General features: G+C 45.4%; 10 protein-coding genes and 1 pseudogene. 3 read left to right on the top strand and 8 right to left on the bottom strand.

Annotated features, from left to right (window positions below; translation table 11 throughout):
* Positions 1–65: 65 nt before the first annotated feature.
* The 3 genes from QUB51_RS08795 (at position 66) to QUB51_RS08805 (ending at position 2,591) form a co-directional block, all read left to right on the top strand.
* A complete protein-coding gene (locus tag QUB51_RS08795; protein ID WP_006634582.1) occupies positions 66–578 on the top strand; it encodes an inorganic diphosphatase in 513 nt (170 codons plus the stop codon).
* 517 nt (positions 579–1,095) lie between these two features.
* A complete protein-coding gene (locus tag QUB51_RS08800; protein WP_333233906.1) occupies positions 1,096–2,004 on the top strand; it encodes an MBL fold metallo-hydrolase in 909 nt (302 codons plus the stop codon).
* Positions 2,005–2,024: 20 nt separating this feature from the next.
* The gene (locus QUB51_RS08805; protein ID WP_333260544.1) at positions 2,025–2,591 is read left to right on the top strand and encodes a diheme cytochrome C; all 567 of its coding nucleotides are present in this window, start codon (positions 2,025–2,027) and stop codon (positions 2,589–2,591) included.
* Positions 2,592–2,703: 112 nt separating this feature from the next.
* Here the strand turns inward: QUB51_RS08805 and QUB51_RS08810 are convergent, their stop codons facing one another.
* From QUB51_RS08810 to QUB51_RS08845, 8 genes and pseudogenes are all read right to left on the bottom strand, one after another.
* Positions 2,704–4,017 (bottom strand): hypothetical protein, encoded by a 1,314-nt coding sequence (locus QUB51_RS08810; RefSeq protein ID WP_333246185.1) that lies wholly within the window; start codon positions 4,015–4,017, stop codon positions 2,704–2,706.
* Between the two features lie 76 nt (positions 4,018–4,093).
* Positions 4,094–4,777, bottom strand: a complete 684-nt coding sequence (locus QUB51_RS08815) for a phosphodiester glycosidase family protein (RefSeq protein ID WP_333298265.1) — start codon at positions 4,775–4,777, stop codon at positions 4,094–4,096.
* Between the two features lie 38 nt (positions 4,778–4,815).
* A complete protein-coding gene (locus QUB51_RS08820) occupies positions 4,816–5,670 on the bottom strand; it encodes a hypothetical protein (RefSeq protein WP_333260542.1) in 855 nt (284 codons plus the stop codon).
* Positions 5,671–6,110: 440 nt separating this feature from the next.
* Positions 6,111–9,236: a phosphoenolpyruvate carboxylase gene (gene ppc, locus QUB51_RS08825; RefSeq protein WP_333053486.1), complete on the bottom strand. Its 3,126-nt coding sequence runs from the start codon at positions 9,234–9,236 to the stop codon at positions 6,111–6,113.
* A gap of 418 nt (positions 9,237–9,654) precedes the next feature.
* Entirely contained in the window at positions 9,655–9,879 is a 225-nt protein-coding gene (locus QUB51_RS08830) for a hypothetical protein (protein WP_333053485.1), read from the bottom strand.
* Between the two features lie 103 nt (positions 9,880–9,982).
* A complete protein-coding gene (locus QUB51_RS08835; protein ID WP_333053484.1) occupies positions 9,983–10,207 on the bottom strand; it encodes a hypothetical protein in 225 nt (74 codons plus the stop codon).
* Positions 10,208–10,428: 221 nt separating this feature from the next.
* Positions 10,429–11,235 carry a hypothetical protein gene (locus QUB51_RS08840; protein WP_333260538.1) on the bottom strand — a complete coding sequence of 269 codons (807 nt, stop codon included), beginning with the start codon at positions 11,233–11,235 and terminating at the stop codon, positions 10,429–10,431.
* Positions 11,228–12,227 (bottom strand): annotated as a pseudogene (locus QUB51_RS08845) (IS630 family transposase). Before QUB51_RS08845 ends, QUB51_RS08840 begins: the two are co-directional and overlap by 8 nt.
* Positions 12,228–12,512: the final 285 nt, after the last annotated feature.

Raw genomic sequence — 12,512 nt, forward strand, 5'->3', positions numbered from 1 at the left:
ATGCTATCAAAGGGATTTGGCAAGTAGCACTCATCCCAATCATCTGTTAACTTGGAGATATTGTTGTGGACTTATCGCTAATTCCGGCACAGCCGAAACCAGGACTGCTCAACGTCCTCATCGAAATTACCGCCGGTAGCAAAAACAAGTACGAATTTGATAAAGACTTACAAGCCTTTGCTCTCGATCGGGTGCTTTCTTCCTCAGTCCAATATCCGTGCGACTACGGCTTCATACCCAATACCTTAGCCGATGATGGCGACCCCCTCGACGGCATGGTGATGATGGATGAGCCCACATTTCCAGGGTGCATAATCGCAGCCCGTCCGATCGGAATGCTGGAAATGATCGACGGAGGCGACAGGGACGAAAAACTTTTGTGCGTTCCCGACAAAGACCCCCGCTACGCTCACTATAAGTCCCTCAAAGACGTAGCCCCCCACCGCTTGGACGAAATAGCCGAATTTTTTAGAACCTACAAAAATTTGGAGAAAAAAGTCACGGAAATTCTGGGTTGGCAAGATGTCGATCAAGTCATGCCCTTAGTGGAAAAGTGCATCGCAGCCGATCGCAAATAAGCCCCTAGCCCGCACTCCTCGACTGCAACCCGACTAAAAACTCAGGGGGCCGAACATAAGGCGATCGCTGCACGTCTAGGGATGCAGTCGAGGAACGGGTAGCTAGAATGTCAAATCAGTCGTGAATGCCGACTCACCGGAACAGCATTCCTCAAAACCGCGCCCCGCCCCCAATCTTGAAAAAAATACTACTCCTAGAGTAAGATGAAGCGCAAATTCTACCCCAGAGGAATGCGTTCTACGTTTGAGGAAGTTTTACCCTAACACTTAGAGCGATCGGCGCTATCTTAATCTCAGAACACAGAACACGGCGGGCTGCCCGGATGATGCAACAAATCATCTCTCAAGTGTGACATCTCCTACACGAATCGGTAAGGTTGAGAATTCTAACAGCCCAAGTATTAGGCACTCGAATAGTTTCCCGATCGAGGGCTTTATTATAGTACAGATTGCTAAAAACTAAAAAGTAAAAACTAAGATTTCAACTCCCAAGTTCCAGCCCCCAAAACTAAAAAAAATGCCAGATTCCGCACCCTCTCTACCCAATCCACAGCCTTCCGATCGCCAAGCCACTATGGAAAATAGTCCTTTGACCGAGTTTGTCGTTCAGTTTTGGGGCGTGCGGGGCAGCATCGCCACCCCCGGCAGCAAAACACTTCGCTACGGAGGGAACACCTCCTGTGTAGAAATGCGCTTGGGCAAAAAACGCCTGATTTTTGACGGCGGTACGGGCCTGCGAGTTCTGGGCCTCAATCTGCTGCGGCAAATGCCGGTGGAAGCCCATATGTTTTTCAGCCACACTCACTGGGATCACATTCAAGGCTTTCCGTTCTTTACTCCCGCCTTTATCCCAGGGAACTGTTTTCACATTTACGGTGCGATCGCCCCCAACGGCACTACAATCAAACACCGTCTTGCCGACCAAATGGTGCACCCCAATTTTCCCGTCCCCATCCAGGTGATGCAGTCAGACCTCAAATTCAACGATTTGACGCCTGGGGATATTATCGAACTCGACGATGTGAAAATAGAAACGGCACTGCTGAACCATCCCAACACCGCGATCGGATATCGAGTCACTTGGGAGGGACACACAGCCGTCTACTGCACCGATACAGAACATTTTCCCGATCGGCTGGACGACAACGTGTTACACCTAGCTCGCAACGCCGACGTGCTGATTTACGACGCCAACTACACCAACGAAGAGTATTATGACTTCAAAACCCCAAAAGTCGGCTGGGGACACTCGACTTGGCAAGCAGGAGTAGAAATAGCCAAAGCTGCTGGAGTCAAAAAAATCGTGATGTTTCACCACGATCCGGGTCACGATGACAATTTTCTCGATCGTACAGAAGCAGAGGTGCAGGCAGCGTTCGCCAATGCCTGCTTAGCCCGCGAAGGCATGAGCATACCAGTGATTTAACCAAAAATAAATTCAGAATTATGAAACAGGAAAAACCCCGCAAACGTCGCAGAGTAGGGTTGCGGGGGCTTTACTCAACGTTGCTAGTGTTGATAATTATCTGCTGTACCTGCGGCGGATGGGTTGCAGCTCAGACTGCCTATTCTCGCACTCCCGCGCGACTTGCTCAGGTTTCTTCGATCGAGGATACTGGTACGGTCGATCGTATTCCCGATCGTTACCAACTCGGACAGCAACTGTACCTAGAAAACTGCGCCACCTGTCACATCGCTTTACCACCGCAAGTATTACCTACAGAAACCTGGCGCCGGTTGCTGCAAGATCCCCAACACTACGGACAAACCATCAAACTGCTAGTAGACCCGCCCCGCCTGCTAGTCTGGAACTACCTGCAAACTTTTTCCCGTCCCCAAGCCAAAGACGAAGAAATCGCCTACCGAGTCGCCAGTTCTCGCTATTTCAAAGCTTTGCACCCCAAAGTCAAAATGTCACAACCTGCAAATATCAGCAGTTGCGTTACTTGTCACCCCGGCGCGTCTAAATACAATTTCCGCAAGCTTACCGCCGAGTGGGAAAACTCTCCGTAGGGAATGCAGGAATTATCCACAAACTCTTGAGTAGGGGCGTTATGCGGGCTCATTGAGTCGTGGGTGTATCCCGCGAAAGCGGATGAGGAGATTTTTTGATTAGTTAGCTGACTTAGCATTCATCTTCCATCACAGTTTTCTTGAAATTTGGGTAACGGTTCAAGTCGAATTCCTGTCCGTGTAATTGAAAAAGCTTTTTCTTGATTTCTTTGTGTTCTTCTTTTGCTTTTCGACGCCCATACACCTGATCATTTTGTTCAATTCGCTCAATCAAAAACACTATTGCCTCTTTATCAAAGAATTCAAGGTAAGGAGATATGGCTTCCTGAAATCGATAGTCTGCCTCATCAAATCTTCTGCTAGCACAGTAATAACTAGATAGTATGCGACAAAATAAATGTTGCCACTCTTCTGTATCAGGTGTCTCAAGCAAAAATTTTAATTGTCCCTTCCTAAAATAGAAGTCAATATCGTTTTCTATTAAAGATAAGATGTCTTCATAGTGTACCTGTAAATTCTCCTTTACAAACCATCCACAGATTTTGCTTGTCTGAGTAGTTTCAACATTATGCTGTATTTTAAGTTTCGCATCTACATTAAGAAGAGCATAAATTTTAGGATTTTTTGACAGATAAAATACTAAATAATCCAAAATGAGCGGAATCAATGAAACATTACTATAATAGTCTTGATCTCCTCTTATTAGGTTGAGAATAGTTTCGGCATTCCGATTTCCGATTACCTCAAGTGTTTGCAAATTGATATCTCTGTTTTTTGTGCAATCTTCGTTGTCCAGCTTAAATACAAACTTCCACAAACTTCTATAAATAGAAAGTTGAACTTCAGGTTTAAGTCTACTTAAATATCGACTTTCTACATATTTTTTTACTTTTTCTCTAGTATTAAGTGCTGGCGCTGCTTCCGCAATATTCTCTAAAAGTTCCTCAATTATTTTTTTCGTGTAGAAAGGTGGCTTTATAAGCAAATCCTCCAGAGTATTTCTAATCAGCGCCCTCACCGTTTCTTTGTTAGGTGTATGTAATTGTCTATCTGAGTCTAATATAGGGTGAGCGGATAGATGGCGTTGCTGTTGAAGATATACCAGATTTGCATATTCTGAGTGATCCAACAGATTTGTATTTTCATGGGTATGCTGAATCAGTTCAAATTCCCAAGAGGGTGATTTTGGATTATCCTTTTGTGATTTTGTAATGCCATCAAGAATTGATTTCGCGCCTGAATCTTCATATAAATCAACAAGATATTCAAGTTTATAAACTATGTCACAAACAGCGACAGACCAAAGCATTACCACTGCGGAACGATAGTTGCCATTGTGGTACGAAGATAGAACTTCTTGAAAATAATCTTTTGTCTTTCCGTAATGTATTTTTTCGGAAAGATTTTCTAAAGAGAATTCTAACATTACAAATAATTTCCTCAATTATAGCTTTCTGGTGAAACAGCTAATAGCATTTCACATTTTCTTTGGCTTCTTCTTGTTATAAACTAATTGGCAACTGCACGCGAATTGCTGCTAAATCTCTTAGCAAATGTTGTAGATATCGATCGCTGCGTTGGGTTGTAGCAGCATGGATTGGTGTTTGGGGACTCATTTCAACAATTCTCCCATCTAGCAATTCAATCTTATCATCTTCATTGAGAATCCCAGCTTCAATCATGCGGTGATATTCTTCGACTGTCCAGATTTTTTCTCTTGTTGCTGTCATAATCTGTGCCTGCAAAAGCTTACTTAATATTATATCAATTGTGAATTCACTCAAAAAAAACGGACGGATGGGGGAAGGTCGAGATCCCTTTTGAAAGAGTTCCCAAGACTGCTTTAAATAAGCCGGCGCCGGATATTCTTTATCGTAAACCACCAGCACATTCGTCAAATTCCGTCCCGGCGGTAATAAAATCTGCCCTTGATGAGCCAAACCCACCGAAGCGCCCCCGTCCAAATTCATCGCTTCAAAACAGCCGTAGCTTGCGGGGCGGGACGCCATCGCCCGCATAACATTAGCTTCTGCTTCCAAAGACAAACTATCAAGAAAAGTCACCAAAAATAACTTATCTCTCGAAGCCGGAAAGCCGATCGCCGTTCTCGAACCCACGCCCAAAACACCAGCATCTTTAAAACCTTCCGACAAAGGAGACAGCCAAACTTTCCCCGCTTTAACCAATCTCGGCCCGCAAGTCAATCGATTTTAGATTTTAGATTTTAGATTTTAGATTGACTTGCGCGAGATAAATGCTCTTTCTTGAGGATTTTCGATTTTCGATTAAAGAATTGATTCCACGGATAAATCACGTGGCGGGTACCACCTTTGAAATTCTTGGTCAGAGAAAACCAATGTTGACTCCAATCCGGCTTACCTTCAGTTCTAGCCGTCACCATTTCCAATTGATTTCCGGCTTTAATTCCCAAAGTCGTGCCGTAATTTTCCCATCGGCTATATTTCAGAAACTTACCCGCCGCCACCATATTTCCCAGCACAGATTTCTGCTCATCTTTACCAAAAAAAGTCCCGTTAGCAACAACAGCAGCCCGGTAACGCGCCACCATATTTTCAAAAGGTTCGTCGCCCCGCGTTACTTTAGAAGTATTAGCAAAATCGGCATTATTAGCTAACCCTATTGTGATATAATTTTCTGGGTCGGCGAGGTCAATAGTTGTGAGATAAAAACTTGCGCCAGCTACATTTTTGCTGCTGACTTCTACAGGTTTTGCTTGCTTAGCAGAACGTTTTTTGATAATTTTAGGTTGAGACGGCTGCACAGCAGGAGGATTTTCGGGCGATTTTACAATAGGATTACTCGGCAGAGGTTGATTTGTTTTTGCCGATTTTACAATGGGATTGCTAGGGAGAGGTTTAGGAGTTTGATTTGATTGTATACTTGATAAAAAAGCGAGTGACTTTTGCCACAGTTGACCCATGAGAGTCAAGAAACTATCTCGGTTTTGGGCGATCGCAAAATAGTCAGCCGCCACCCGCGCCAAAGCTATGCCCGTTAAAAATAAAAAAGTGCGCCGCAGCATCGGGCGACAACCTTGAGACTGTTTCCGTTTAGACATAAAAAAATCTCAGCTAGCATAGCGAACAGTTTCCTATGGCTGTGACTATACAGCCTCTTCGGTGGTTCATGAAGTACACTATAAAGCTATATTGTGTGGTGTTAATCTGTAGGGTGCGTCGCGGCGAAATATTGGTCGATAAAACTTACAGATTGACGGGTGTATCCGCACCTTACACGGGCTAGAAGATTGTGTGTACCACATCTACATGGAATATGCTGTAGCAATCCTTGCAGGAGTCGTAAAAAGATGTAGGGGTAGTGTTAAGAGTGCCTACCCCGGTCTCATGGGGGCAACCACGGGGGGTTTGCCCCTACAAGAATTACACAAATGATGCGAGGATTGCTATACAATGGGCGATCGCCCGAATTCTGAAACTAACAGTAGCAAGGTGCTCTATCGCGCACCTTACCACTAATTCACAACTCAAAACTATTTGCCTAGCCGGTATTCCGCATCCCCGCAGCAATTCCATTAATCGTCAGCAGAGCTCCCCGCAACAATTCACCCTTGCTGTAACGCGAGTGAATCACCCCCGGAACCCCGCCACTACCATGCTGCCGCAAGCGTTTCAGCAGCGAAACCTGCAACAAACCCAAAGGCACAATCGTCGCATTTCGCAACTGCACCGATCGCTGCAGCGATGGATCTTCGTCCAACAAACGTTGGTGTCCGGTAATCGTTAAAACCAAATCGCGAATCAAGTGAAATTCGGCAGCAATTTGATCGAATAAAGCCTTAAAACGCTCCCTGTCCGCTGGCAAAGCTAACTCCTGCACGTAGTGTTCTGCAATCTGCAAATCCACCTTAGATAAAGTCATTTCCACCTTAGAAATTACCATTCTAAAAAACGGCCATTTCAAGTAGAAATACTGCAAAAGTTTCATGTGTTCTTCCGGTTCCTCCAGCAAAAACTCTTGCAAAGCTGTGCCGACACCGTACCAAGAAGGCAGCAAAAAGCGGCTTTGAGTCCAGCTAAACACCCACGGAATTGCTCGCAAACCGCTGATGTCTTTTTTACCACCGCGACGGGCCGGGCGAGAACTAATTTGCAACTGGCTGATTTCTTGAATCGGGGTAACTTGGTGGAAGAAATCAACTAAATCCGGCTGTTCGTAGATTAAATTGCGGTAGTGCGATCGCGATTTTACCGACAACTCCTCCATAATCTCATTCCAAGGGTCGATGCCATCAAAACCAGTGTGCAGCAAACTCGCTTGAATTACCGCCGCCGCCACAGTTTCCAAATTGTAAAGCGCCAACTCCGGCAAAGAATATTTAGAAGCCAAAACCTCGCCTTGTTCAGTAATCTTAATTCGCCCGTTAATACTCTTTCCAGGCTGAGCCAAAATTGCCTTGTAAGCAGGCCCACCACCGCGCCCTACAGAACCGCCTCTGCCGTGAAAAATTCGCAACTCCACACCGTGTTTTTCCGCAACCATTTGCAAAGCCTTTTGAGCTTTGTGGATTTCCCAATTGCTGCTGAGGAAACCAGAATCTTTATTGCTGTCCGAATAGCCCAGCATTACCTCTTGCAATTTGAGATTTTCGATGGGGCATTTGAGATTTTCGGCGTTTTTTACCGCTAGTTCCTGCGCGTATCCTCCTGCTAGCAAAGCTCGATAAAGCGGCAGATCAAATATTTTTTGCATTACTTCCGGCGCTTTTTTCAAATCTTCCACCGTTTCAAACAGGGGAACTACTTGAATGTTGCTAATTCCTGTTGCGGGATCGTAAAGTCCCGCTTCTTTTGCTAACAGCAAAACCGCCAGCAAATCGCTGACATCGTGGCTCATGCTGATGACGTAAGTTTGGCAAATTTCCGAGCCAAACTCCTGCTGCATTTGCCGCAATATTCGGAAGGTATTGATCGTCTCGCAAGTTTTGGGAGAAAAGGGCAATTCTGCTGGAATTAAAGGGCGGCGAGTTTGCAGTTCCGTTGCCAGCCAAATAATGCGATCGCATTCCGACATTTGATTGTAAGGCTTGGGCAAAATTTGCAAGTATTCAGCAATTTCCCTTAAAGCGTCCGAGTGTACTGTTGACTCTTGGCGAATATCTAGGTAAGCCAAATTAAACCCGTAAATTTCTACTTGGCAGAGCAGATTTTCCAAGTCCCGACAGCTCAAACCTGTTTCCACTAAATTGTGTTCGATGAGCTTGAGTTCGGCTAAAAACTCAGCCCCCGATCGATAAAGGCCGGTCATTCCGGGATGTTCCGACAAAGCTTCGCGTTCCCGCTGCAATTCGTCTCCTTTGTAGAGCCGCCAATTACGATCGCGCGTATTTTCCAGCCGCTGCAGCACGTAGGCCAGCTTCAACCGATAAGGTTCTTGGCGGTAGCGGATTGCCCACTGCTCGTAAACCTCCGGGAATTCCGATTTGTCGCGATCGAGAGATTCCAGCAATTCCGGCAGCACATCGCTCCAGTGCAGCGACAAACTCAAAAGTTCGTTTAGCCGTTTCACCGCGCTGATGTACTTCTCTAGCACCAAGTGGCGCTGATAGCAAGCAGTTTGCCAAGTAACTTTCGGAGTCACCGAAGGATTGCCGTCCCTGTCCGATCCCACCCAAGAACCGAACTTGCAAAAATTGTAACTAGGCGGTTTCAGATAAGGGTAAGAAGCGTGCAAAGCTTGCTTTAAGCGGTGGTAGAGTTCGGGAATAGCATCAAACAGAACTTCCTCGAAGTAGTGGAGAGTGTACTCCACCTCGTCAAGTACAGTCGGCTTGAACTGGTGCAGTTCGTCAGTGCGCCACCAGAGGCGAATTTCTTCCATCAGTTGCTCTTGGAGAGCCGCTGCTTCCCAGCAAGACACCGGGTAGGGGCTTTGAGAGTCGGTTCCGATCACCTGAAATTTCTCGTCAACTTGGTCTAGCTGTTGGAGAATCTTCGCCATTCGTCGCTGTTTGGTGCGGATCGTGTGGCGAACAATTTCCGTCGGGTGAGCTGTAAATACCAAGCGGATGTCTAACTGATCGATCAAGCGCTGGATTTGCTGGCTGGGCACGTTCAAGCGCAGCAGCATCGGGAACAGTTGGTGAAAAGTTCCCGCATCTCGGGCGATCGTCTCGCCGCTGTCTGCACCGCGAGGAGCCATTTGGGCGGGGACTGGGCCTTCCCGGTGGCGGGGGCGATCGGGGGCATCCGTTGCTTGTCCTGGCAGCTTAGAAAACATCCGCCCACCAGCGTCGTTGCTGCTAGCGTAAGCTAGCTGTTGGTCTCGCTGTTCGTAGTGCTGTTCGACAATGTTGATCAACTGGAAATACAGTGCAAAAGCCCTAGCGGCGCGGATGGCGGCGTTGAGGTCGAGCTTTTCGATTAGCTGTACGACATTCGACTCGCGAAAGTGAGTGGCTTGTCCCTCGGCGGAATTGACCGATCGCATTTGTTGGAGCAAATCCACCAATTCCTGCCCGCACTCCTGTCGCAGCACCGATTCCCACAAGTCCTCTACAACTTTGAGGCGATTTCGTAGAAACAGGTCTGATTTTGAGTAAGCGGGAAAAGGGGAAATAGATGTTGCATCAATAGCCTGTTCTGAAGACTGGAGGACTGAACTCATCGGGCTGTTCCTCAATAGCTGCGGGTGTCAAGAAAATTGTATGGTTTAGTTTCGCCTAAAACACTTTTGTTTGCAGTCAAATTTGAGACTTATTGCAACGTTAAAAGTAGAAGGCACTTATGTACAAAGTATAAGGAAAGATTAATTCTTACAGCACGGATTGTACCTATTGTCAAGCTTTCAGGTCAGTTAACTTGCGATTTTAGATTTTAGACGATCGGCGTGAGACGTTCGGCCAGAAGTCAGTTGAGTCGCGCTAAGTCGAACACTTTTAGATTTACTTCAAAGATGAACCTGGGATGTTGAACTAGGGTCGAAAATTTTTATCTGTCCCCGACAGGAGTACGTGGCACCGTATCCGTTTTTGGGCGGGGTCACAAAATTTAACTTCTAGCAGCAGCATCCTTCCTTGGGCTTTCTAATCCTGTGATTGAGGAAAGTTGAGTACGGGAAGGCGCGAACCCCGAAAGACTTCTTCGCTTTCAACGCCGATCGACGCAACAAACTCAGCAGCAGCTTTAGCCACCACCAGCCCGCCCAGCATGGGTAAAGCGACCAAGCTCAATAAAATGTCTGAGGGAACTGGCAACTTTGGACTGTTAGGTGTTTGAGTTTTGAGCAAGTCTTGGTTTTCCGACGGCATAAATCTTTCCTGCGTATTCTGTTATCCCTAGTTTACAAGCTAGGGCGGGTTTTCTTGCCTCGTTGTATCCTAGATTGGGGCGAGATCCGTGTTCATCCAAGAATTAGTGCCGTGTCATCGCAGGCCAGACAGGGCTGCGTGCTGATATCCCCTGAAGATGTGACACAAAAATGAGAGGATACGATCGCTCGCCCCCAGGATCGAGAGCCCGATCGAAGGCGCGTACAAAAGTTCGATCGCCCCCAGAATCGATCGCACAGTTCGATCGGCGGCGGCAAAGTCGATCGCCCTTCCTTGTGAAACTATCGATAATAATTTGATTGCACAAAATAGCTCTCCTGCAAAGTCGATCGACTGAAAGGAAATTGTATCCTGTGTACGATCGTTAATCTACGGTCTTATCAGGAGTGGTGGCTTCCGTCAATTGCACTCTCATCTAAAGTAGAAAAGTCAAGTAACTGTAGTTTAGACTAAAAAATCAGTGCAGCTAAAAGTAGCAGCCTTTTAGCAGAAGGCAAGCTGTTGCTCAAAAACTCAAGAGGTAGAAGATTAAACAGCTAATCTTGAAGACTTTTTCCGTCGAGAAACCCGTTTTTTAACAGTGGGATAGCACGATGCCTTAGTACGTACCTTTCCTTTTTCCCAGCCGGGGGCTTTTCCCCTATGTTTAGGGATTTTTGTAGGAGTACCAATGTCAACTAAAACCGAAAACATTGATTGGGCAACACGTCCAGGAGTTAAATTAATCGTAGCAGATTGCCAAGGAAGTCGATTTTCCAGAACTAAATCCCTAGCCAGCCAGAGTTGCCAACTCCGGGGCGGCATTAAATCACTCCAACGCTTGGATTGTTCGGGAGTTCTCAGGTTAGGCAATGTCCAGTGTAGTCGTTGCTTGGCAAACCTATACCAATGATCCACTCCAAAACGTCGTAAATATTTGAACCAGACTGTTTCTAAGGGTAGAGTTCGTTCTCCCACCCAAGCCAACCACAAGGGTGGAAACGGCTGACCGTTTGACATGGGCTTCATTCTTTCCACGAGGATTAAATTTACTCTCTGTTCAGGCGCACGATAAAAATGTAAGTCAAGCCATTGCTTGACTCGGACTTGCCCCAACTCTGGATGTTCGTCAATTTCAATCACAGCATCCGCTTCGAGCCATGTGGTTTGGTCACCCGGCCTCATTTTTTGCCCGTGCTTGCGTGGTCTGCCGCGACCACTATATGCTGGTGGTGCTGACCAAAAACAGGCATTCTTTCGGAGTCGCATTAAGCAATCAGCTTGAATGGAAGCTTGCGCTAGTACCCAACCAGCATTGCCATATTCTCGATCTAAAACTGCTAAGTAGCTAGACAAAATTAATTACATAGTTTTCTCCAAATTCTTTCAGGATTTTTTCCACAGATGTAACAAAAGTTCCCCAACTCTTGTAAGCAGATATTTCAATCCATTCATACTTAATAAACCGCCATAAAATTTCAATTAAATTTAATTCAGGTGAGTAAGAAGGCAACTCAAAAAGAGTAATATTACGTTGTTTCTACTCTTCAAGTTTGTCAACAATAGCATCACTGGTATGAATAGAAGCTTGATCTGTGACAATCACCGTTGGCTTATCTACTGTGGGGAAAAAAGCATCAATACAGGCAATAACCACATCTGAATTAATACTTTGAGAGGAAATATAAGTTTCAAGATGGTTATTTCGATTCATGATTCCTAGTACATTCATTCGCTGACTACGACGACTAGGAATTGTTAAATATTCTCCGATTTCCTGCCAGCCATAGGGGACACAAGGAATCAAACAAAATCCCGTTTCATCCAAGTAATATAAATCAATTTTACCTTGAGCGTCCAATTGCTTTAATTCTTCTAATTGTGCCTTTTTCTCTTGATATTCCTGGGCGGGAGGCGTTCCTCCCACTCCTTTACGCATACGATGCCAACTCATATTTAGAGTTTTTAGTATTCTTTTAATTGTTTTTGTACTGGGAGTTATGCCCCAGGTCTCTTGAACTTTTTGGCTAACATTTTTTAATTGCCTTGGTTCTTGTTTAGCCCACTCTTTTATTTGGGCTTTCTGCGAAGACTTAAATAGTGGCTTAGAACATCTTCCTGGTTTATTATAAAGTCCTATCATTCCCTCTAATTCCCACCGATTGAACCAGTTATAGAGGGTCTTATAACTTATTTTGAAAATATTCATTAACTCTCCTTTTTTTACTCCTTGCGAAGCTAATATGAGGCAATGTGCTCTCTGACGTACCTGATGATGTCGGCTTTGGCGATAAATTCGAGTCGAGCAATTTAGACGAAAGAGGATTTATTTCCCTGATAAACATCATATGAAATTCTAATTAACTCATAATTTTGCCTGAAATATCATTCTACTATGTATTTGTGTAATTAATTCTGTCTAATTACTTAAGACTGGATTGATGCTCTGTTCACAAACAAGTTTGAGTTGGGAAGCTGCTTTTTCTATTGGCGAAGACCAACTACTAATTCGTTCATGTAGTAGGGGTAATGCCCAACTTCCTTCTGCTTCGGGTAGTTAGAGTCGATAGGGGCATTTCTACCCCTACCTCTCCTTCAGAACGGAACGTGAAACTTTCGCTTCATTCCGCTCC

It is taken from the genome of Microcoleus sp. AT8-A3, assembly GCF_036705675.1.
Lineage (GTDB): Bacteria > Cyanobacteriota > Cyanobacteriia > Cyanobacteriales > Microcoleaceae > Microcoleus.

Bases quoted from the DNA above. Each gene is read 5' to 3' on its own strand.
- QUB51_RS08800 (WP_333233906.1), top strand. From the start codon at position 1,096: ATGCCAGATTCCGCACCCTCTCTACCCAATCCACAGCCTTCCGATCGC.
- QUB51_RS08805 (WP_333260544.1), top strand. From the start codon at position 2,025: ATGAAACAGGAAAAACCCCGCAAACGTCGCAGAGTAGGGTTGCGGGGG.
- QUB51_RS08810 (WP_333246185.1), bottom strand. From the start codon at position 4,017: ATGTTAGAATTCTCTTTAGAAAATCTTTCCGAAAAAATACATTACGGA.
- QUB51_RS08820 (WP_333260542.1), bottom strand. From the start codon at position 5,670: ATGTCTAAACGGAAACAGTCTCAAGGTTGTCGCCCGATGCTGCGGCGC.
- ppc (WP_333053486.1), bottom strand. From the start codon at position 9,236: ATGAGTTCAGTCCTCCAGTCTTCAGAACAGGCTATTGATGCAACATCT.
- QUB51_RS08830 (WP_333053485.1), bottom strand. From the start codon at position 9,879: ATGCCGTCGGAAAACCAAGACTTGCTCAAAACTCAAACACCTAACAGT.